Source organism: Streptomyces sp. NRRL S-31 (genome assembly GCF_000718775.1).
Taxonomy (GTDB): Bacteria; Actinomycetota; Actinomycetes; order Streptomycetales; family Streptomycetaceae; genus Streptomyces.
On sequence record NZ_JOCB01000048.1, the window covers coordinates 11,795 to 33,974 of the forward strand.

Below are 22,180 nucleotides of genomic sequence, written 5' to 3' on the forward strand. Positions count from 1 at the left end.
GAGAGGCAACACACATGACCCAAGACGTATCCGAACCGGTACCCCAGACGGTCCTGTCCCCGCTGACCAGCGCGGCGATCTTCCTGGTGGTCACCATCGACAGCGGCGGCGAGAGCACGGTCCGCGAACTGCTGTCCGACGTCGGCTCGCTGGAACGGGCCGTGGGGTTCCGCGCCCAGCCCGAGGGCAGGCTGAGCTGTGTCACCGGCATCGGCTCGCACGCCTGGGACCGCCTGTTCGCCGGGCCGCGCCCGGCCCTGCTGCACCCCTTCCGGGAACTGAGGGGGCCGGTGCACCGGGCTGTGGCCACCCCCGGTGACCTGCTGTTCCACATCCGGGCCTCGAGGCTCGACCTGTGCTTCGCGCTCGCCACGGAGATCATGAGCCGGCTGCGCGGGGCGGTCACGGTCCAGGACGAGGTGCAGGGCTTCAAGTACTTCGACGAACGCGACCTGCTCGGCTTCGTGGACGGCACGGAGAACCCGACGGGTGTCGCGGCGCGCGCGGCCGTCCTCGTCGGCGACGAGGACCCGTCGTTCGCGGGCGGCAGCTACGTCGTCGTCCAGAAGTACCTGCACGACCTGGCGGCGTGGGAGGCCCTGCCCGTCGAGGCGCAGGAGCGGGCGATCGGCCGGCGCAAGCTGTCCGACGTGGAACTCGCCGACGACGTGAAACCCGCGGACTCGCACGTCGCCCTCACCACCGTCGTCGACCAGGACGGCACCGAACGCGAGATCCTGCGCGACAACATGCCCTTCGGCGCGGCGGGCCGGGGGGAGTTCGGCACCTACTTCATCGGCTACGCCCGCACCCCCGAGGTGACGGAGACGATGCTGGAGCGGATGTTCCTGGGCACGGAGTCGGCGCCGCACGACCGGATCCTGGACTTCTCCACCGCGGTCACCGGCTCCCTGTTCTTCACACCCGCCGCGGACTTCCTCGAAGACCTCCCCGCGCCGCCGGCCGCCGGGACACCCGCCGCCGTCACACCCGCCGCAGTCACACCGACCGACCACCAGGTCCGGTCCCCCGGGTCCTCCCTCGGGATCGGCAGCATGAAGCGGAGCGACCGATGAACAACCTGCACCGTGAACTCGCGCCCCTCTCCGGTGCCGCTTGGGCCGATCTGGAGGAGGAGGCCCGCCGCACCTTCCGGCGCCACATCGCCGGCCGCCGCATCGTCGACGTCCCCGAAGCGGGCGGCGTCGCGCTCGCCGGCGTGGGCACCGGCCACCTGGACGCCATCGACGCCCCCGCGGACGGGGTCATCGCCCACACCCACTGCTATCAGCCACTGGTCGAACTCCGCGTACCGTTCACCGTGGACCGCCGGCAGGTGGACGACGTCGCCCGGGGCGCCAAGGACGCCGACTGGCAGCCGGTCAAGGACGCGGCCCGGCGGCTGGCGTTCGCCGAGGACCGGGCGGTGTTCGAGGGCTACCCGGAGGCCGGGATCACCGGGCTGCGGGCGATCTCCTCCCATCCGGCGCTGACGCTCCCCGCCGACCCGCGGGACTACCCGGACGCCGTCGGCCAGGCGGTGACGGCCCTGCGCCTGGCCGGGGTGGACGGCGCCCGCACGCTGGCGCTGAGCGCCGAGGCGTACACGGCCGTCAGCGAGACCTCCGACCACGGCTACCCGGTCATCAAGCACCTCGCCCGGCTCGTGGACGGCGACATCGTCTGGGCGCCCGCGATCGACGGCGCCTTCCTGCTCTCCACCCGCGGCGGTGACTTCGAACTGCGTCTCGGCCAGGACGTGTCGATCGGCTATCTGTCGCACGACGCGACGAGCGTCACGCTGTACTTCCAGGAGACGCTGACCTTCCTGGCGTACACCGGCGAGGCCGTGGTGGCCCTGTCACCGGCCCCGGCCGGCGCCTGACGCACGAGCGGCGCCGGGTGGGCACGCCCACCCGGCGCCGCTGTGTCCGAAGCGGGCGGCGGCCCGCCCGGCCCGCGCGACGTCAGTCGAGCGGGCCCGTCGGCTGCGCCGGGGGAGTGCCGCCGGCCAGCGCCGTGGTCAGCCGCGGTGCCCCCAGCCGTACGGCGAGTTCGGTGGTGACGTGGGAAGCGTCGGCCAGGCCGCCGTTGATCACGGTGACCGCGCTGTTGCCCGAGGTGACCAGGGCCACGTCGACCGACACGGTGAACGGCATGCCCTCCGTCGTCCCCTTCGCGACGACCGACAGCGCCTGCCGGACGCCGTCGCCCTCCGGCACCGGCAGGGAGGTGACCCGTACGTCCTCCGTACTGCCGTCGGGCCGGGTGGCGGCGAAGACACCGCACGTCTCGGCCAGGGTGCCGAACCACCGCCGCTCCGAACGTAGTCGCTCGGGGGAGTAGGTGCCGACCGCGTAGCGCAGCCGGTTGCCGTCGTCGGCGTCGAACACGGCCGCGGCCTGCGTGCCGGGCAGCGGCGCCCCGATGATCCGGCCGTCGCCCAGCCGGTCCAGCAACCGCCGGCAGACCGCGGCGTCCCCCTCGTGCGTGAGCCATTCCCGGGCATCCACGGTGCCGCGCAGCAGACCGTCACGCCGGTCGGCGGAGTCCGTCACCTCGGTCCACCCGGACCCCAGATACGCCTCCGTGAGCAGCGCGTGCCGCGCCTGTCGCGAGGTGAGCCCGCCGGCCGGCGCCGCGGCTCCCGCCGGGCGGCCCTCCCGGCCGCTCTCCACGCCCTGCCGTTCCTGCCCCGCGCCGGCACAAGCCGCCGCGAACAGCGAGGTCCCGACGGCGAAGGCGGCGATGTATCCCAGGCGGCGCCGGAACACGCGCCGGGCGCGGCGCGCACCCGACCCGGGAGACCGTCCGATAGCGCCCGCCGGTGGATGAGCGATGGTCGTCTTGGTCATCTCCCCGTCCTCTCCCAGGACTTGTCCCGCGACACAGAGGACGCGGCTTCCGTTCATACGCACCCCATGCTGGCAACGCCGGACCGGCCCTACATCACTCGATCGCGTGATGAACGTGGATAAGCCGGACGACCGCGGAACAGCGGCGCGCCCCGGTGGCGCACGCGGGATCCCCGCACGTCACGGCGCTCCCGGCACGTCACGGCGCTCCCGGCACGTTCCGGGAGCGCCGTGACGTGCCGTCGGGTCAGTCGTGCGAGGCGACGACCTTCTTCTCGCGCAGCGCGGCGATCTCCTCCGCGCTGTAGCGGAGCGACGCCAGCACCTCGTCGGTGTGTTCACCGAGCAGGGGAGAACCGGTGATCGTCGGCGTGAACCCGGTGAACTTGATGGGGCTGCCGACCGTCAGATAGGTGCCCCGCTCCTTGTGCTCCACCTCCACGACGCTGCCGCTGCTGCGCAGCGCGGGATCGTAGGCGATCTCCTTCATGCTCAGCACCGGAGCGCACGGGACGCCGTACTCGCGCAGGATGTCCACGGCCTCGTACTTCGTCTTGTCGGCGAGCCACCGCTCGATCTCGGCGAAGATGTCGAAGATGTGCGGCTGGCGGGCCTGCGCCGTGCTGTACGCCGGGTCGTCGATCCACTCCGGCTTGCCGAGCGCCTGGCAGGTCGGCCCCCAGTCCTGCTCCTGGATGGTGAAGTAGATGTAGGCGTTGGGGTCCTCCTCCCAGCCCTTGCACTTGAGTACCCAGCCGGGCTGGCCGCCGCCGCCGGCGTTGCCGCCGCGCGGGACGACGTCGGTGAACGTTCCGTTCGGGTACTGCGGGTACTCCTCCAGGTAGCCCACCCGCTCCAGCCGCTGCTGGTCGCGCAGCTTGACCCGGCACAGGTTGAGCACCGCGTCCTGCATGGACACCGCCACGCGCTGGCCCAGACCGGTGCGCTCGCGGTCCAGCAGCGCGGTGAGGATGCCGATCAGCAGGTGCATCCCGCTGTTGCTGTCGCCGAGCGCGGCGGCGCTGACGGTCGGCGGGCCGTCCCAGAACCCGGTCGTGGAGGCGGCGCCGCCCGCGCACTGGGCGACGTTCTCGTACACCTTGAGGTCGGACCACGGGGAGTCGTCGTTGAACCCCTTGACCGAGCCGTAGATCAGCCGGGGGTTCAGCTTGTGGAGGTGATCCCAGCTCAGGCCCATCCGGTCCAGGGCGCCGGGGGCCATGTTCTCCACCAGGACGTCGGCGTCCTGGATCAGCTTCTCCATGATCTCCTCGCCCTCGGGTGTCTTGGTGTCGATGGCCAGGGAGCGCTTGTTGCTGTTCAGCATCGTGAAGTACAGGGCGTCGACGTCCGGTATGTCGCGAAGCTGATGGCGGGTGACGTCACCGCCGTTGACGCGCTCCACCTTCAGCACGTCGGCGCCGAACCACGCCATCATCTGGGTGCAGGCCGGGCCCGCCTGGACGCCGGTGAAGTCGATCACCTTGATACCGGTGAGGGGCAGCTGTGACATGGTCGTGCATCCCTTTCTTGAGGGGCGGGGCGGGAGGCCCCTGACGGAGGAGCGGGACGGGGCGGGAGGCCCCTAGTCGCCGGTGCCGGAGGGCCGGAGGGCCACGCTGGGGTTGAGGTTCGTGAGGTGACCGCTCTCCGTGCCCGCCGTGGGGTCGATGTGGCAGTCGATGAGCGCGGGCCGCCGGGACTCCAGGGCTTCGGTGAGCGCCGAGGCGAGCTCCACGGGGGACTCCACGTGGTACCCGCGCCCGCCGAAGGCCTCGATGAGCTTCTCGTGCCGGGCCGTGGGCGCGAGGGTGGTGGGGGAGGGGTCGGCGGAGGCGGGGTTGACCCCGTCGCCGCGGTAGACGCCGCCGTTGTTGAGGATCACGACGACCACCGGAAGGCCGTACCGGCAGATGGTCTCCAGCTCCATGCCGCTGAAGCCGAAGGCGCTGTCGCCCTCCACCGCGACGACCGGCCGGCCCGTCTCCACGGCCGCGGCGATGGCGTAGCCCATGCCGACGCCCATCACGCCCCAGGTGCCGCTGTCCAGGCGGTGCCGGGGCACCTGCATGTCGATGACGTTGCGCGCGAAGTCCAGCGCGTTGGCACCCTCGTTGACGAGGTAGGTGTGCGGGTGGGCGCGCAGTACGTCCCGGATCGCCCGCAGGGCGCCGTAGAACTGCATGGGATGCGGGTCGGCGGCCAGCCGTTCCGCCATCTTCGCCGTGTTCTGCCCGGAGCGCTCGGCGAGTTCCCGCCGCCACGCCTCGGGTACGGTGATCCGCCCCGGCTTCATCCGCTCCACCAGCGCGCCGACCACCGAGCCGATGTCTCCGACCAGCGGCGCCGCGATGGGCTGGTTGCTGTCCAGCTCGGTGGGCTCGATGTCGATCTGGAGGAACTTCGCGTCCGGGTTCCACTGCGGGGGCTCGCCGTGGCCCAGCAGCCAGTTCAGCCGTGCCCCGACGAGCAGCACCACGTCGGCCCGCTTCAGCGCCAGCGAACGGGCCGCGGCCACCGACTGCGGATGGTCGTCCGGGATCAGCCCCTTGGCCATGGACATCGGCAGGAAGGGCAGGCCGGTGGTGTCGACGAACTCCCGGATCACCTCGTCCGCCCGGGCGTAGGCGGCGCCCTTGCCGAGGACGACCAGCGGTCGCTCGGCGCCCGCGAGCAGTTCGATCGCCCGGTCCACCGCCTCCGGCGCGGGCAGTTGCCGGGGCGCCGGGTCCACCAGCCGCCACAGCGAGGCCGCGCCCCGGTCCGCGTCGAGGGCCTCGCCCAGTACGGCGGCCGGGATGTCGAGGTAGACCCCGCCGGGACGGCCCGACGCGGCCGTACGCAGCGCCCGCGCCACGCCCCGGCCGATGTCCTGGGCCCGGCTCACCCGGTAGGCGGCCTTCACGAAGGGCCGGGCGGCGGCCAGTTGGTCCAGCTCCTCGTAGTCGCCCTGCTTGAGGTCCACGATGTGCCGCTCGCTGGAGCCGGAGATCTGCACCACCGGGAAGCAGTTGGTCGTCGCCTCCGCCAGGGCCACCAGACCGTTCAGGAAGCCGGGCGCGGACACGGTCAGCGACACGCCCGGACGGCCGGTGAGGAAGCCCGCCGCCGCTGCCGCCCGGCCCGCGCTGCTCTCGTGCCGGAAGCCGATGAACCGGATGCCGGACGCCTGGGCGAGCCGCGCCAGGTCGGTGACGGGGATGCCGACCAGGCCGTAGAGGGTGTCGACGCCGTTGAGCCTGAGCGCGTCCACCACGAGGTGTGCGCCATCGGTCAGTTCCGCATCGGTCATGATGTCAGTCAACCTCCCTTGTGTTCAGCACATGTCTTGCTCATGCTGACATCAGTTTAGGTTTGGCGCACTCTAATGTGAGTGATACTGGTCAACCTAAGTCAGATGTTAAGTCAGGAGTGCATATGCCTCTCGCAGTCAGCACGGACGACCCTCATGCGGGCGGCTATCGGCCACCGCGGATCAGCGGCCTGCACGACGTGATCGACGCCCAGGCCAGGGACCGGCCGGGCGCGCCCGCACTCGTCCTCGGCGACTCCCGCGAGGCGGTGTCGTACCGAGCCCTCGCCGACCTGGCCGACGAACTGGCCCATCGGCTGCTGGCGGCGGGGCTGCACCGGCACCGGCCGGTCGGCCTGGTCAGTGCCGACAACCTGGAGTTCGTCGTCGCCCTGCTGGGCGCGGCCCGCGCCGGTCTGGTCCTCGCGCCCGTCGATCCGGCCCTGCCGGAAGCGGAACGACGCCACCGCTACACCGCCCTCGGAGCCCAGGCGGTGCTCACCGGCCCGCCCGTCTCCCCGCCCACGGGGCCGGCCGGCGGCCCGCCGCACTGGCGGCTGACGGTGCGCCGGCCCGGCGACGGGCGGTACGGCGTGACCCTGGACGCCGGGACCACGGCGGACGACGCCCCGCACGGCGCCGCCGACCGGCTGACCGGGGACGACGCCCTCGCCCTGTTCACGGCCGGCACCACGGGCCGGGCCAAGATCGTCCCGCTGACCCACGCCAACGTGGCCGCGTCCCTGCACGGCATCACGACGACCTACGAACTCACCCCCGAGGACGCCACGGTGGCGGCGATGCCGTTCTTCCACGGGCACGGGCTGCTGGCCGGGCTGCTGGCCACGCTCGCCACCGGAGGCCGCCTGCTGCTGCCGGAACGCGGCCGGTTCACCGCCCACACCTTCTGGGACGACATGCGCGCGGTGTCCGCCACCTGGTACACGGCCGTGCCCACCATCCATCAGATCCTGCTCCGGCGCGCGCCCGCGGAGTACCCGGGCCGGTCGGCACTGCCCCTCCGGTTCGCCCGCAGTTGCAGCGCCCCGCTCCCCGCGGCCACCGCACACGCCCTGGAACAACTGCTCGATGCGCCGGTGCTGTCCGCCTACGGGATGACCGAGACGACCCACCAGGCCGCCAGCGAACCGCTCGACGGGCCCCGCGACCGCGCACCCGGTTCCGTGGGCCGGCCGACCGCCGGGGAGATCCGGGTCCTCGACGCCGGCCGGCAGCCGTGCGCCGCGGGCACCGAGGGCGAGGTCTGGGTGCGCGGCCCCGCCGTCGCGCGGGGATACCTGGCCGAGCCCGCCGAGACGGCCGCCGCCTTCCACGACGGCTGGTTCCGCACCGGTGACCTGGGCGTCCAGGACGCCGCGGGCCGGCTGTACCTGACCGGCCGGATCAAGAACCTGATCAACCGGGGCGGGGAGAAGATCTCCCCCGAACACGTCGAGGAGGTCCTCGCCGGTGCCCCCGGCGTCACCGAGGCAGCCGTCTTCGCCGTCCCCGATCCCACCTACGGCCAGCGTGTCGGCGCGGCGGTCGTGCTCGCCGGGGGCGGCACCGGCACCGAGCGGGATCTCCTCGCCCACTGCCGTGAGCAGTTGGCCCCCTACGAGGTGCCGGAGCGCCTCGCCATCGTGCCGTCCCTGCCCCACACGGCCAAGGGGGCGCTGGACCGGGGCGCGGTGGCCGCCCTGTACGGCAACTGAACCGGCGTGCGCCCGTGGCACGGCACCGTGACGACGGCCCGGCAGCACGGCCGGCACCGGGTCCCGCGTGTGGGACACGTGACGTGTTCCCCGGCCACGGGCCGACGACCCGGCGCCGTACCGGCGGCGCGGACCCGACACCTCCGCGGCCGGGAAGCCCCCGTGCGTCCGCACCGCCCACGACGGGAGTGCGTGCGGGTGCCGCACCTGGCCACGGGAGTGCCTGCGGGTGCGGCGCCTCGCTACCGGAGTGCCCGGGGGGTACGGCACCTTGCCACCGGAGTGCCTTCGAGTACGGCACCCCGCCACCGGGGCCCGGCGGGTGCGGCACCCGCGCCTCCCGGACCGGTGTGCGCATCGGCCCCGGCATCCCGCGTCGGCCGCCGTCGAGGAGTTCGGCGGTGGCCGGCGCGGAGGCCCGCCCCATCGCTGACTCCCCACCGGGCGCCGGTCTTCGGCGATCGGCCGCCACGCGACCGTCCGGAGGTCACCTGGCCACCGGCCGCCCCGGCGGTGGTGACAGCCCCGCCGCCGGTCCTCGCGGACACCGTTCAGGAGAGCGGGCCGGTGCCCCGTCCGGACGGCCGCGGCCGGTCCAGATCGACCCGGTGCAGCAGAGCGAGCAGCGCCAGGGTGGTTGCCGCACTGGCCCCCGCGGCCAGCGCGTGCCCGCCCGCGTACGCCAGGCGCGGCACCGCCGGATCACCGGGCGGGAGCCGGAACGACGAGTCGACCAGCAGCAGCGCGCCGCAGCCGAGCCCGGCCAGCGCGACACCGCACAGCGGGGCGATCACGAACAGCGCACGCAACGGACGCGGGCGATCCACGACGGGACGCACCCGGCCGCTTCGCGCCAGGAGCGCGGTGAGCGCGCAGGCCACGGCCAGTACGAGCAGGTCGGCCCCGATGGTGTCACTGGGCCGGTGCCAGCCCGCCGCCACCGTGTAGGCGCCGACGAAGGTGGCCCACAGCGAGCAGACACCGACGGCGACGCCCCGCCACCGGTAGGGGACGACCAGGACGAGCCCGAACAGCACGCTCATCGCGATGGTGGTGTGCCCGCTGGGGAAGCTGTTGCCCAGCAGCCGCTCCGGGGCGGCCACGAGATCCGGCCGCTCCAGCACGTACCGCTTGAGCACCTCGGCGATCAGCACGGAGAAGCCCACGGTCCCGGCGCCGGCCACCGTCAGGACGTAGCGGCGCCGTGCCAGCCCGAGCAGGACCAGCACCGCGACAGCGGCGCCGAGCGAGGACAGGGTGATGTGATCCAGCACGCGGTTCGCGGCCCGGGCGGCGGCCAGGGTCTCGTCCTCGCGGCGTCCCCGGAGCACCGCGTTCTCCCAGCGCTGTCCGGCCGCTGTCCGCACGAACGCCCCGTAGACGCAGGCCAGCAACAGCACCGCGCCCGCGGCGGCGGCCCACAGTCGTCGGCACACACGTGTCCCGAAGTGCTTCTCGTCTTCCCGATAAGGGCACATGCACTGATGTTAGGTGATCGGTGTCATGTGTTTCTCACCTGAACATGTGATGTGTCAGTGTCATCTCCCTACCTGGCGGCACTCTCGCAGGCCCTGGCGCCGGTCCAGTCACAGGGTCTGGTCCGCCGTCGTCGCCCCCCGATGGGAGAGCGCGTCCCGCAGCGCCGCCCGCGAACGGATACCGAGTTTGGGGAAGATCCGGTACAGGTGGGAGCTGACCGTGCGGGAGGAGAGGAAGAGCCGTTCGCCGATCTGCTTGTTCGTCAGTCCCTCGGCGGCGAGGAAGGCGATCTTCATCTCCTGCGCGGTCAGCCCCGCGGACGCGGCGGCGTCGGTGGCGGTGCCGGACCGCGGCTGGCCGGCGGCCCGCAGTTCCGCGGCCGACCTCGCCGCCCACGGAGCGGCACCCAGGCGTATGAAGGTCTCCGTGGCGGCGTTCAGGTGGTGGCGGGACTCCGCGATCATGCGCAGGCGTCGCAGGCGTTCGCCGTAGAGCAGCCGCACACGCGCTTGGTCGAACGGCCAGTCCCGAGCGTTGGGCGAGTCGACGGCCGCCCGGAACAGGACCAGGGCTTCGGCGTCGGGGGCGACGAGGGCACGAGCCGCCAGGGTGAGCATCGCCATCCGGGGTGAGGCGCCGCCCGAGGGGGCCCGCGTCATGGCGCGTACATGGGCTTCGGCCTGCGCACGCCGGTTGGTGCGCAGGGCGGACTCGACCAGGTCGAGGGCCACCCACGCGGCGTTCGGGGCGTACGGCGCGAGGGTGCCGGCCGGGCTGACTTCGCAGACGTGGTGGTACGCGGCCTCGAAGTCGCCCTGGCCGAGGGCGCCGAGGGCTCTGGCGTGATGGGCGAGGCGGGCGGCGCCGTGGGCCCGGCGCAGGGTGGTCACGTGGGCCAGCTCGTCCGCCAGGGTGGTCCAGCCCGCTTCATCGCCTCGTGCCGCGGCGAGGAGGGCCAGGTGGAACAGGAAGTACCAGCCGGTGAACGCGTAACCGTGGGCCCTGGCGAGAGCCAGGCCCTCGTCGGCGAGGCGCCGGCCCTCCTCCCAGCGTCCGGTGACGAAGTCGTCGAGGCAGAGGTGCGTGAATCCGGTCAGAGCGCCGGCGACAGCGTTGCCGGCCCGGCCGCTCTCGACCAGCTGCCAGGCACCGGCCCTGCTGTCGGCGAGCAGATCGAGGAAGACGGCGGTGGTGTTGACCCGGACGAGACTGCCGGGATGTGCCCCGGCGGCCCCGTTCCGGACCAGCGCCGCCAGACGCCTTCGGGTCCCCTCGCGTGCCCGGGCGGGGTCGGGGACGGCCTCGCGCATGAGCAGCAGTTCCTCCGGCGGCTCGGGGACCAGGCGGTCGATCGCCCGGAAGAGCGGCGGCCAGTACTCCGCCCGGCCCGCCCACCCGCAGATGGTCAGGAGCGTCGAGAGGGCATCGATCAGTTCGCTGTCGGTGGCGTCGTATCCGTGGGAGCCCTCCTCGATCGCGTCCACCACCAACCGGTACGCCGTTTCCACGTCGCCGTCGCCTTCGAGGAGAACGAGGGCGGTGGCCGCGGCGGCGTGCAGGGAGCCGCGGCCACCCGTGGCGACGGCGCGCGCCCGGCGCAGCAGATTCGACGCGTTCTCCAGTTCTCCGGTGACGCAGGCGCCGAGGTAGGCGGCCTCGGCCAGTCGGCGGCTCTGGTCGGCGGGGTGCGGGCTGAGGTCCGCGGCACGGACGAGAGCGGTGACCGCGGCGGCGGCGTCCCCTCGCCGGATGGTGCGGCGGCCGGTCTCCTCCAGCAGCGCGGCGGTTGTCTCGTCGGGAGTGGCGCAGGCCTCGGCCCGGTGCCACGCACGCCGGTCGGGGTCGCCCACGAGGCCGGCCAGTACACGGTGTGCCCGGCGCCGTTCGGCACGGGTCGAGGAGCCCACGACCGCCGACCGGACCAGCGGGTGGCGGAAGAGCACCCGGTGGGCCTCGTCGTCCACCTCGACGAGCTTCGCGGTCTCGGCCGCTTCCAGCGCGGCCCGGGCCGCGTCGCCGCCCGCCGCCCGCAGCACGTGCAGGTCGCCTTCACTTTCGCCCTCGCCCTCGCCCTGGCCCGCGAGAGCAAGCAGCAGCAGGGCGGCACGTGTCCGTGCGGGCAGTCGCCCGACACGCATGCCGAACAGCGCCTCGACGCCCTCGAAAAGGGGCACCACCTCAGGGAGTGCCTCCACCGGCGGGAACCGGATGACGTCGGGAGCGTCCGGCAGGTGGAGCAGGGCGAGCGGAGCCCTCCCGGTCCCGGTCAGCACCTGCCGCCTCCTGCCCAGGGGCATGGCGGGGAAGGCATGGTGCAGCAGCCGGTCCGCGGCCTCCTCGTTCCCGGGCCGCACGAGCAGCCCGGGGAGGTCCGCCGATGGTGAAGGGCCGCCCGTGTCCGCGCCGGAGGCGGCGGCCGTGCGGGCCCTGCTCCTCGGAAGCTCGTGAGCGAGCATCTCCAGCGCCGTCGTGGTCTGCCGGTGCATGGCGGACGGATCGTCGGCGGTGAGGAGCAGCGGGTGGTCCGCCGCCTCGTGCCGCAGCACCAGCAGGTGAGCGCGGGCGACCACCGTGCCGTCCACGACGTGTCCGGGCGGCAGCCCGAGGGCCGCCGAGACCGCGTCGCGCTGCTCCTCGTCCAGACCGGAGAGTGACATCCCCACTTGGGCGCCCCCGGCGTCGTGTGTCCTGGTCTCCATGATGCTCACCTGCTTGGATCAGCTCTTCGTTCGAGCGACGAACGCCTTCGCCGAGAGATTCTGCGGAGTAATCGGAGTGATCCTGGCAGACGAGGCACGGCACGACATCGCGCGTTCTCACCGAGTTCGGCGGACGCTCGGGTGATGTCAAGCGGTTACTCTGCGTGTTCACGCGCCCGGACGAGCTGGGTGAGTTCCGCCCGGGAGGTGGTCCCGAGTTTGGTGAACGCGTGCCGCAGGTGCGTGTTCACGGTGTGCGGTGAGTTCTCGAGACGCTGTGCGACCTGTCTGTTCGTCAGCCCCTGTGCCACCAGCCGGACCACCGTCACCTCCGAGACCGTCAGCTCCGGCCACCCCTTGACGGTGCCCCTGGACGTCGTACGGCGCCGGGGTGCCCCCGCCGCACGCAGTCGGCGACGGACCCGCGCCGCCTCTCGCTCGGCCCCCGCCTCGGTGTAGAGGTCGAGTGCCCTGTCGAGGTACGGCACGGCGTCCACCGTACGGATGGGCAGGAGTTTACGTCCGACGTCCTCAAGTGCCGAGGCCCGGGGAAGCAGGCGGGGGATGTCCTGATACAGGTCGACGGCTTGCAGCAGGAGGGTCAGGTCGTTGTCGAACAGCCCGCGGGCGTGGGCGGCCGCCGCCGGCAGGATCGGGAACCGCGAGCCCAAGGCCGCCCGCTGCACGGCCATCCGCACCGCGGCGGCCGCACGCTCCACCGCCCCGGCCCGCAGGGCCATGCGGACGAAGACGGGAAGATCGGCCGGATCATCGGGGGTGGCGAGGGAGGGGCCGGCCTTGTCGAACGTGCTCACCGCCTCGTCGAGGACCTCCATGGCCTCGTGGGGACGGCCTTCGGCGTCGGTCACCAGCGCGATCAGCCACGAGCCGGAGTTGCGTACGAGGACCGCCGAATCGTCCAGCATGCGTTCGGCCTCCTTCGCGTACCGCCTGGCCGCCTCGAGGTCGTTCCGGTACACCGCGGCACGGCCGAGCGAGTACAGCAGGGTGGTGTCGGCGAAGTTGCCTGTGCTCAGGTCGTCGAACATGGCGGCCGCGGCTTCCGCCTCGACCTGGGCGTCCTCCAGCCGGCCCGCGTCCAGCAGGGCCCGGGCGCGGTTCGTGGTCCACAGGTAGGTGGCCGCCGCCTGGCCCTGCCGCTGTGCCTCGCGAATCCCGGTCCGGGACTCGGCGAGCGCCTCGGGCGAGCGGCCGGCGGCATTGAGCACGAAGGCTTTCCACAGGGCCTCCGGCACCCACAGCGAGTGGTTGATCCCCACGTCGGCCGCCACGGCCGCGGCCTGGTCCGCGCAGGCGAGCGCGGAGTCCCAGTCCAGCTGGTAGAAGCGCACCACCGACTCGACGGCGGTCGCCGTGGCCCAGGCCGTCCGGTTGTGGGCCCGTGCGGCGACCTCGAGCGTCTCGGACACCACGGTGGCGGTCGCGTCGAGATCGCCCACCATGGAGAGGTTCAGGCACCGCAGTGCCAGCAGTTCGGCTCGCAGTGTGTCCGGAATGCCGGCGAGAGCGGCTCCGACGCCGGCCTGCTCGGCCGCCTCCACGAAGCTGTACTGGCTCGACACGCGCGCCAGGCCGAGCCGCAACCGTGCCTCGGCCTCCGGCTCCAGCTCACTGGGCAGCGCGGTCGCGGCGAGCAGTCTGGCCTGGGCCGGCTGCCCCGTCTGCCAGAGCAGAAGGATCGTTTCGGCGAGAAGTGCGGGCCGTTCCGGGTCGCCCTCGGCCGTGAGGTCCAGCGCCCGGCGGCTGAGGTGCACCGCCGACGCCGGCGAGGAGGCGGAGAGTTCCTGCGCGGCCGTCCGCAGCAGCCGGACGGCCGCCTGATCGCCCGGCTCCGCACTGTCCACCAGCAGGGCGGCCACCTCGGTCAGCGGCGCGTTCCGTTCCAGCAAGGCGTCCGCGGCGCAACGGCGCAGCGCCGTACGCACCGATGAGGGCAGGCTGCTCTCGACGGCCTCGCGGATCAGGTCATGGCGGAAGTGCAGGCGGTCGTCCTCCTCGAACAACAGGTCGGTGTCGAGCAACTCCCGCACCGGCGCGATGAGTGCCGCCGGGGGCCGGTCGAGCAGTTCGGCTAGCAGGCCGACGGTGACACTGCGGCCCACCGCGGACGCGGTCTGCACCACGTCCTTGGCCGGTGCGCCGAGTTGATCGATCCGTTGTCGCACGGAGGCGTGGAAACCGGCGGGAAGACGGTCGGTGGTGATCCGTGCCCTGTCGTTCTCGACGATCACGGCGTGCTCGTCGCGCAGACCGCGGAGCAGTTCGATCAGGAGCAGGGGAACGCCCTGCGCACGGCGGACCGCACGCAGGGTCCCGGCGTCCGGCCGCGCCCCGAGCACGTCCTCGGTGACCCCGGCGACGTCCTCGTCGGTCAGGGCGTTGAGACGCAGGCGATGGGCACCGGACTTCTTCAGGCTCTCCAGGGCCGAGGACACGGCGGGTGCCTGGACCCCGCTGCGTGTGGCCACGATCCAGAGGATCCGGTGGTCGGCCAGCCGGGCCGGCAGGACGCGCAGAGCCAGCAGTGTCATGTCGTCCAGCCACTGGCCGTCGTCCACGGCGATGAGCAGCGGGGTGTCGAGCGCCGCCCGTTCGAGCCCGTCCTGCAACTCCTGGAGCAGCCAGAACCGTTGCTCGGGCGCCGCCGCGAGCCCACGGAGCCGGTCCGTGTCGAAGAGCTGTCCGCCGCCCGTCGACACGCCGTCCAGCAGAGGGCCCAGAGGGACGAACTGGCCATCAGGATCCGCACTCGCCTGGAACACCCGGATTCCCCGCCCCAGCGCGACGGCACGGGCCTCGGCCAGCAAGCGGGTCTTGCCGCTGCCCGCCGGCCCTTCTAGGTGGACGACACCACCGTGCCCGCGCAACAGGGCCCCGAAGCGCGCACGCAGGAAGCGCATCTCCTCCTCCCGGCCGCGCAGCGGCAGTCGCCGGTCGTCGGCTCCGCCGGATTCGTACGTTGCTTGGAAACGGTGCATGGGGACCCTCGAAAGATCAGGCGCCGGAGCGGCTTCCTCACTGGGCGCGCGTAGGAGCGTGCGCTGCCTTTGCCGGGCGGGCGGCGGGCCGACGGTGCCTCGCCCGGGCTCCGTTGCACCGCCGTCGCCTCGTCGCGCGCGGATTCATCGGACGGACGGGGCGTGGCCCGCGGACCCCGGTCATGGAGGCGGCGGAGTGCTGCGCGACCGACAGACATGGTGATCCGGCCGGTGTCGACGACGGTGTCGCTCACACGGGGGTGCGAAGGAACGCGTCGGCGGCGGGTGCATCGACTCGTTCACCTCTCGAAGAAGGACATGCGGCGGCCGGGGCGCGTCAGCAGCCAGTGATCGACGGCCGCCGTGACACCCACCGGTTGGCCGGTTTTTTTGCGGACGCCTCATGATGTACGCGCGACCGTCCTCGGTCGCGCCGGGCCGCTGCGCAGTGCCCTCACAGGCAAAATGTGTGCGCTGTCATCCATGGGCCTTTTGCCGGAGCCCTTCGTACGCTCGTGGCTCGCTCACCGGCGTGCTTCGTCGGGCTTCCCGGGTTGGCCGGCCGAGGTCGGTGCGGTGGCAGCGGCGATCCGGGCTCGAACGAGCCGGCGCCCCGGTCGCGCCGCGAACGGGCACGGCTTCGCGCGCTCGACGGCGCCGGTCAGGTCCCGGTTCAGGCGGCGACAGCGACCGGGGCGGGCGGCGCCTGCGACGGCACCGGTCAGGTCCCGGTTCAGGCGGCGACAGCGACCGGGGCGGGCGGCGCCTGCAAGGCCCGGACCAGCGGTGCGAGCCTGGCGTCCTGAGCTGCCTCGGCGAGTGCCGCCCGCAGGGCGGTGCCGTGGGCGGGGCGGGCCGCGTCGAGCAGTTCCGCACCGGCGTCCGTCACATCGGTGTAGATCCCGCGGCGGTCGGTGGGGCACAGGTAGCGGGACAGCAGTCCGCGGTCCTCGAGACGGGTGACCAGCCGCGTGGTGGCGCTCTGGCTGAGGACGAGGGTGTGGGCGACCTGTCTCATCTGTAGGTGCCCTCCGACCCCGTCGTGCTGTCGGCTGAGCACGTCGAGCAGGGCGTACTCACGGGCGCTCAGGCCGTGCTCGCTCTCCAGCACGTGTCCGAGGTGTGCCTCGATCCTGCCGTGCAGCACGGAGAGGGCGGACCAGCCCTGGGTCAGGACGGGAAGCGCGGGAGCACAAGCGGTCACGGAAGCCTCCTTCAGCGGCGAACCAGGCCCCCGTCACCATACATGCGGACGAAGAATATTTCAAAGTTCGGCAAACGGCGTTTGCAAGTATCAGGCGTCTGCAACTATTGTCTTCGAAGGTAAGCGTCTAACGCAATCATCTGGAAGGTCTCTCCCATGCCTCTCGCGCTCCTGGCCCTCGCCATCGGGGCCTTCGGGATCGGCACCACCGAATTCGTGATCATGGGCGTGCTGCCCCAGGTCGCGGACGACTTCGGCGTCAGCATCCCGACCGCCGGCTGGCTGGTGTCCGGCTACGCGCTCGGCGTCGTCATCGGAGCCCCGCTCCTCACCGTGCTCGGCACCAGGGTGTCCCGCAGGAAGATGCTCATGTTCCTCATGGGCCTGTTCGTCGTGGGCAACGCCCTTTCGGCCGCCGCCCCGAGCTTCGGCCTCATGCTCGTCGGCCGGGTCGTCGCCTCCCTCGCGCACGGCGCGTTCTTCGGCATCGGCTCGGTGGTCGCCGCGGACCTGGTCGCCCCCGAGAAGAAGGCCTCCGCCATCTCCTTGATGTTCATGGGCCTGACCATCGCCAACATCGTCGGGGTACCCGGCGGCACCTACATCGGACAGATCGCCGGCTGGCGCGTCACCTTCGCCATCGTCGCAGCCCTCGGCCTCATCGGCCTGCTGGGCGTCGCCAAGCTCGTCCCCGAGCAGGGCAAGCCCCAGGCCGGGAACGTCCGCGCCGAGTTCGCCGCGTTCAAGAACGTACAGGTCTGGCTCGCCATGGCGATGACCGTCCTCGGCTACGGCGGTGTCTTCGCGGCGATCACCTACATCACGCCGATGATGACCCAGGTGGCAGGCTTCCGCGAGGGCGCCGTGACCTGGCTGCTCGTCCTCTTCGGCGTCGGCATGTTCCTCGGCAACCTGCTCGGCGGCAAGTTCGCCGACCGCGCCCTGATGCCGATGCTCTTCACCACCCTGGCGAGCCTGGCCGCGGTACTGCTGCTGTTCACCGCCACCGCCCACAACAAGGTGCTGGCGGCGATCACCCTCTCCCTGATCGGCGCCCTGGGATTCGCCACGGTGCCCCCGTTGCAGAAATGGGTCCTCGACCAGGCCTCGGCCGCCCCGACCCTGGCCTCGGCCGCCAACATCGGCGCCTTCAACCTCGGCAACGCGCTGGCCGCGTGGCTCGGTGGTGTGGTGATCGCGGCCGGACTCGGCTACACCTCGCCGAACTGGGTCGGCGCCCTGCTCTCCGGCACTGCCCTGCTGCTGTCCTTCGTCGCCGCGTTCCTCGACCGCCGCGCGCGCCGGGCCTCCGGCGACGGTGTGCCCGGTGCCACCCACACGCCGGCACGGCAGACCAGCGCCCCGGTCGGCCACTGACAGCGAGCGCGGAGGTGCTGATCACCGCCGCCCTCACGGGTACTGATCCCAGAGGAGATCAGCACGGCGCGGTCGTCACGGCGGACGGCGAGGAGGCGACCGCCGGGCGTGCACCGCGCTCCGGATGAACGCCCCGACGGCCGACCTCGTCGACCTGTTCGACCCGGACGGCCCTTCCCACAGCCTGCCCACCCCCCTCACCACGCAAGGAACCTGTTCATGAACGCCTCTGTCCCCACCGTCACTCTCCACAACGGCGTCGAGATCCCCCAGCTCGGCTTCGGTGTCTTCCAGGTGCCCGACACCGAGACGGCCGCAGCCGTCTCGGCCGCGCTGGAGGCCGGCTACCGCTCGATCGACACCGCCGCGATCTACGGCAACGAATCCGGGGTCGGCAAGGCCCTCGCCGACTCCGGCATCGCTCGCGACGACCTCTTCGTCACGACCAAGCTGTGGAACGCCGACCAGGGGTACGACGCCACGCTCAAGGCCTTCGACGCCAGCCTGGAAAGGCTGGGACTGGACTACGTCGACCTCTATCTGATCCACTGGCCGACCCCGGCCCGTGACCTGTACCGGGAGTCCTGGAAGGCCATCGAGAAGCTGGCCGCCGACGGACGGATCAGGGCCGCGGGCGTCTCCAACTTCCAGCCGGCGCACCTGAAGCGGCTGCTGGACGGCACCGGCCTGGTGCCGGTGGTCAACCAGATCGAGCTGCACCCCGGCCTCCAGCAGAACGAGCTGCGCGCCCTGCACGCCGACCTCGGTATCGCCACCGAGGCATGGAGCCCGCTGGCACAGGGCGCCGTCCTCGGTGACGAAGCGATCACCGCCATCGCCGCGCGGCACGCCAAGTCGCCCGCGCAGGTCGTCCTGCGCTGGCACCTCCAGCTCGGCAACATCGTCATCCCCAAGTCCGTGACGCCCGCCCGCATGCGCGAGAACCTCGACGTCTTCGACTTCACCCTGTCGGACGAGGAAATGGCCGCGATCGCCGCCCTCGACCGCGGTCTGCGCACCGGTCCGGACCCCGACACCCTCAACTAGCGCCGACGCGCGCCCCGTCGCGACGCCGGGCACGCTTTCCCACGGCCACGGCCGGGAGAGCGCGGAACCGGGCCCCCGGCCCCGGCCCGGCCCGATCCGAACGGAAAACCCAGCCCCCTGGCCCGTTGGGACGGGAGCGGCCCGCACGGTTCCGCACGGGCCGCGCCGCTCCGGATGGCGGGCCGCTCCGCGAGGGCGCGCGGGACGAACCCTCGCGCCCGCGCGCCCAAGCCACCCCTCCTCTCCCTCCGGGGCCGCGGCCCCGACCCGGTTCCGCCGGGGTCGCACACCGCCGGGGTCGCACACCCCCGGGCCTCAGGCCGTACCGAACGCTGAAAGGTTCCACCCGATGTCTCCCACCCCCGCTGCCACCGCCCTCGACCGGCTCGTGAACCCCGCGGGCCTGCCGACTCTGGGCCTTGAGCTTCCTCTCGACAACGACTGGGGCCACACGCGTGTGCGCGCCGACCGGGCAGCCGGCCGTCCCTTCGGAGTCCCCGACCTGACACGTCACACGGAATTGGCACGTCTCGCCGACACCTTGGGTTTCGCGAGCCTGTGGGTCCGCGACGTACCCCTGTACGACCCCGAGCAGTTCGGCGACGCCGGCTCCGTCTTCGAGGCGTTCACGCACCTGGGGCATCTCGCGGCCGTCACCGAGCGGGCCGTGCTCGGCACCGGTGCCATCGTGCTGCCGCTGCGGCAGCCGCTGCTCGTCGCGAAGGCGGCGGCCACCGTCGACGTCCTCTCCGGCGGCCGGTTCGTCCTCGGGCTGGCCAGCGGGGACCGGCCGGTGGAGTACCCCTTGTTCGGCGAGGACTTCGAGGCTCGCGGTGCCACGTTCCGCAGAAGCGTGGAGATCCTGCGCGCGGCCTGGGCCACCCGTCCCGTCGGGCAGGGCATCAGCCTGCCCGACATCGGACTCGGCGCCGACCGCAAGCTCGAGGTGCTGCCCAAGCCGACGGGCCGGACCATTCCCCTCGCCATCGCGGGCCATGCCCAGCAGTCCGCGGAGTGGATCTCACGCAACGCCGATGCCTCCCTCAACTACCCCCGCCCCCTGGGTGCCCTGCGGCTGAAGACCCGCGAATGGCAGCAGCTCACCGCCGGGACCCCCAAGCCGTACCTCACTCCCATGCAACTGGACCTCACCGAGGATCCGGCCACCGCCGCGACCGCGATCCGGCTCGGCCTGCGCACCGGGAGCAGGGCCCTGGTCGACCACCTGCGGGAGATGGGCAGCCTCGGCGTCAGCCACGTCTCCTTCAACCTGCGCCCCGGCGACCGCCCCATCGAGGAGGTACTCCGGGAACTCGCCGAGACGGTGCTGCCGCACTTCCCCACCCCCGACGCGGCGGTCGCAACCGGTGCGGACGCCACGCCCGGGCTCTGACCGCGAGCCGCCCCCGAGCCTCCTGCGATCTCCCTCCCCCGGTTCCACGCCGGCCCTTTTCCCCATCAGAACACCTCAGCTCTCATTGGAGTGACTCATGTTCCAGAACATCGTGGTTGCCGTCGATTCCAGCGCGGGCGACGCGGCCGCCCTGCGCACGGCGACCCGCCTGGCGCAGACCGCGGGCGGCGTCGTGCACGTGCTGCACATCGCCGTCACGGACATCGAGCGCCAGGCGGTCGTACGGCTGGAGGACACCGACGCGGCGCGGCGGGTCCTCGATGCCGCGGTCGAGTCGGTGGCCGAAGCCGGAGTCCGCTCCGAAGGACACCTCGCGGCGGGCACGGTCGGTGAGGTACCCGGAATCATCAGCAGGACGGTCGGGGAACTCGCGGCGGACCTGCTGGTGATCACCCCGCACAAGCGGAACATGTTCACCGCCTGGTTCACCCCGCGGGTGAGCGACGCGGTGACGCACGCCAGCGGCATCCCCGTTCTCCTGGTACCCGACGGCGTCGACGCGTAGCGGCCGGCACCGGCGCCGGGCACCGAGCCCGGGGTGACCTGACACGGAGCGGGCCCGGCCGGCGCGCTCGGCCACCACCGCGGAGCAGGTTGGTCCCGCGCCGTGGACGGACCGGCTGCCCATGCTCGCCGCACGCCCGCCGGACGGCGACACGACCTGGTCGGTGATCGCATGACCGAGCTGAGCCGGGTCGACCTCCCGCGTCAGCCCCTGGTCGGGGCCCGGAAGACGCCGAAGAAGAACGGTGCCACCGGCAGGAAGCCTGGACGCCGTACTCGAGGCTCCGGCAGTCGGCACGAAGCCGCGCTGGAGCGCGCCGAAGCTGATCGCGGCCCGGTCAGCCGGGCCGCCCTGAGTCCGACACCGCGGCTGAAGCCCGTGGCGGCGCGGCAGTGGGTCCGGCATCATCCCCCTGTGATTGTGATGCAGCCCGTCCTGGAGTTCCTCGCTGCCGACGACTTCGTGCTCTGGCCCATCGGCGAGCACGGGTCGTACGACTACCTCGTTCTCAACGGGGAGTTGACTCCGGCGGAGATCGGCACGGCAGTCATGCGGATCGCCAGTTGCAACGACTTCGAGCCGGAGGAGGAACATGGGCCGTGCCCGACCGACCCGCTCGGCACGTTCCTGCACGGACTGCTCACCATGCCCGATCTGTTCGCCGCCGGCGGGTTCCGGGTGACCGACACCGCCACCGGCACCGTCTTCGTCGAGCCGGGCTGCTGCGGTGGCCTCGAGAGCTGGCGGGACTGGCTCGAGGTGCTCGACGGCATCGGCTGCTGCTACTTCGGCCACGACCCGTCCTCGATGGCCGAACGCGTCGGCGACACCGTCCGGCTGACATTCGACGTCCACGGGGAGGATGACAGCCCGGTGATCGAGCTGCCAGTGGACCAGGTACGCATGCTCGTCACCGGTGCCCAGCGGGACTTGCGGGACTTCCTCGGCCTCGCCGGAAGCTGGGCGGAACAACACCTGCCGGCCCAAGCCGCCGCCGTCACCGCCGCCCTGGCACGGGCGCTGGATCCGGGGCTCACACGATGACCGGCTTCCTGACCCCGAGGTGTTGCCGCAGGGCTGCCGTCGCGGCCGGTCCGCCCCACCCGTTTCCCTGGTAGAAATGGTGGGGTACCGATCGACTGCTTCGCGGTGGTCCGCTGGACGAGTGAGGGGGACGCGTATGGTCGGCGTCACGTTACCGGTGCGGGTCGGGGAGATCGAGCTGTTGGTGGAGACGGTTCCCGTGGCCGGTACACAGGCCACCTCGGCCGCCTCACGCGTCACCGACGCGGTCGGCCATGCGCGGGATGCCTTCGTACGGGCGCAGTCGGCGATCGTGGAAGTCGCCACCTCCACCATGCAGGTGATCGAGGAAGCGGGCCGCCGGGCAGCCCGCCCCGACACGATGGAGGTCGAGTTCGGCCTGAAGTTCTCCGCGAACGGGAACGTCATCATGGCCGGCGCATCGGGTGAGGCCACACTGGCCGTACGACTCACCTACAACCGAGCCGCCGCGCTGCCCGGCGGGCACACGGGTCAGGAGCCCGGTCCCGGCGGGGACAGGGGGGCGGCGCCGAATCCGGCGGACGCGTGA

Annotated in this window: 16 protein-coding genes; 9 read left to right on the forward strand and 7 right to left on the reverse strand. The window is 72.4% G+C overall.

All coding sequences use genetic code 11. The annotated features are described in order from the left end of the window. Window positions 1-14 precede the first annotated feature (14 nt). Window positions 15-1,076 carry a Dyp-type peroxidase gene (locus IF37_RS0119710; protein ID WP_030744125.1) on the forward strand — a complete coding sequence of 354 codons (1,062 nt, stop codon included), beginning with the start codon at window positions 15-17 and terminating at the stop codon, window positions 1,074-1,076. Beyond that, complete coding sequence (locus IF37_RS0119715) at window positions 1,073-1,885, forward strand: family 1 encapsulin nanocompartment shell protein (protein ID WP_030744128.1); 813 nt, start codon at window positions 1,073-1,075, stop codon at window positions 1,883-1,885. The genes IF37_RS0119710 and IF37_RS0119715 overlap by 4 nt, the downstream gene beginning before the upstream one ends. A gap of 82 nt (window positions 1,886-1,967) precedes the next feature. Here IF37_RS0119715 and IF37_RS0119720 read toward each other — a convergent pair whose 3' ends face one another. The 3 genes from IF37_RS0119720 to oxc form a co-directional block, all read right to left on the reverse strand. Continuing rightward, window positions 1,968-2,855 (reverse strand): hypothetical protein, encoded by an 888-nt coding sequence (locus tag IF37_RS0119720; RefSeq protein ID WP_253915806.1) that lies wholly within the window; start codon window positions 2,853-2,855, stop codon window positions 1,968-1,970. Window positions 2,856-3,102: 247 nt separating this feature from the next. After that, on the reverse strand, window positions 3,103-4,368 hold the full coding sequence (gene frc / locus IF37_RS0119725) for a formyl-CoA transferase (RefSeq protein ID WP_030744134.1): 1,266 nt from the start codon (window positions 4,366-4,368) through the stop codon (window positions 3,103-3,105). 72 nt (window positions 4,369-4,440) lie between these two features. After that, window positions 4,441-6,147, reverse strand: a complete 1,707-nt coding sequence (oxc, locus tag IF37_RS0119730; RefSeq protein ID WP_030744136.1) for an oxalyl-CoA decarboxylase — start codon at window positions 6,145-6,147, stop codon at window positions 4,441-4,443. Between the two features lie 125 nt (window positions 6,148-6,272). Between oxc and IF37_RS0119735 the strand changes: the two genes are divergently transcribed. Next, window positions 6,273-7,862 (forward strand): FadD7 family fatty acid--CoA ligase, encoded by a 1,590-nt coding sequence (locus IF37_RS0119735; RefSeq protein WP_030744138.1) that lies wholly within the window; start codon window positions 6,273-6,275, stop codon window positions 7,860-7,862. Window positions 7,863-8,413: 551 nt separating this feature from the next. On the opposite strand, the gene IF37_RS0119740 is transcribed toward IF37_RS0119735, so the two are convergent. From IF37_RS0119740 to IF37_RS0119755, 4 genes are all read right to left on the reverse strand, one after another. Next, window positions 8,414-9,340: a phosphatase PAP2 family protein gene (locus IF37_RS0119740; RefSeq protein ID WP_052845271.1), complete on the reverse strand. Its 927-nt coding sequence runs from the start codon at window positions 9,338-9,340 to the stop codon at window positions 8,414-8,416. 108 nt (window positions 9,341-9,448) lie between these two features. Beyond that, window positions 9,449-12,040, reverse strand: coding sequence for a helix-turn-helix transcriptional regulator (locus IF37_RS0119745; protein WP_030744145.1), 2,592 nt, complete (start codon window positions 12,038-12,040; stop codon window positions 9,449-9,451). Window positions 12,041-12,195: 155 nt separating this feature from the next. Continuing rightward, complete coding sequence (locus IF37_RS0119750) at window positions 12,196-15,039, reverse strand: LuxR family transcriptional regulator (RefSeq protein ID WP_030744148.1); 2,844 nt, start codon at window positions 15,037-15,039, stop codon at window positions 12,196-12,198. A gap of 733 nt (window positions 15,040-15,772) precedes the next feature. Beyond that, on the reverse strand, window positions 15,773-16,243 hold the full coding sequence (locus IF37_RS0119755; RefSeq protein WP_030744150.1) for a MarR family winged helix-turn-helix transcriptional regulator: 471 nt from the start codon (window positions 16,241-16,243) through the stop codon (window positions 15,773-15,775). A gap of 156 nt (window positions 16,244-16,399) precedes the next feature. On the opposite strand from IF37_RS0119755, the gene IF37_RS0119760 reads away from it, so the two are divergent. The 6 genes from IF37_RS0119760 to IF37_RS0119785 all read left to right on the forward strand — a co-directional run bounded on the left by IF37_RS0119760 (window position 16,400) and on the right by IF37_RS0119785 (window position 22,180). Beyond that, window positions 16,400-17,620 carry an MFS transporter gene (locus IF37_RS0119760; protein WP_030744153.1) on the forward strand — a complete coding sequence of 407 codons (1,221 nt, stop codon included), beginning with the start codon at window positions 16,400-16,402 and terminating at the stop codon, window positions 17,618-17,620. Between the two features lie 219 nt (window positions 17,621-17,839). Then, window positions 17,840-18,667 (forward strand): aldo/keto reductase, encoded by an 828-nt coding sequence (locus IF37_RS0119765; RefSeq protein ID WP_030744155.1) that lies wholly within the window; start codon window positions 17,840-17,842, stop codon window positions 18,665-18,667. Window positions 18,668-19,016: 349 nt separating this feature from the next. After that, on the forward strand, window positions 19,017-20,060 hold the full coding sequence (locus IF37_RS0119770) for a TIGR03571 family LLM class oxidoreductase (RefSeq protein WP_030744158.1): 1,044 nt from the start codon (window positions 19,017-19,019) through the stop codon (window positions 20,058-20,060). A 97-nt stretch (window positions 20,061-20,157) separates the two neighbouring features. Further along, complete coding sequence (locus IF37_RS0119775) at window positions 20,158-20,586, forward strand: universal stress protein (RefSeq protein ID WP_030744161.1); 429 nt, start codon at window positions 20,158-20,160, stop codon at window positions 20,584-20,586. 423 nt (window positions 20,587-21,009) lie between these two features. Beyond that, entirely contained in the window at window positions 21,010-21,630 is a 621-nt protein-coding gene (locus IF37_RS0119780) for a hypothetical protein (RefSeq protein ID WP_079165808.1), read from the forward strand. A 136-nt stretch (window positions 21,631-21,766) separates the two neighbouring features. Then, window positions 21,767-22,180, forward strand: coding sequence for a CU044_2847 family protein (locus tag IF37_RS0119785; protein WP_030744168.1), 414 nt, complete (start codon window positions 21,767-21,769; stop codon window positions 22,178-22,180).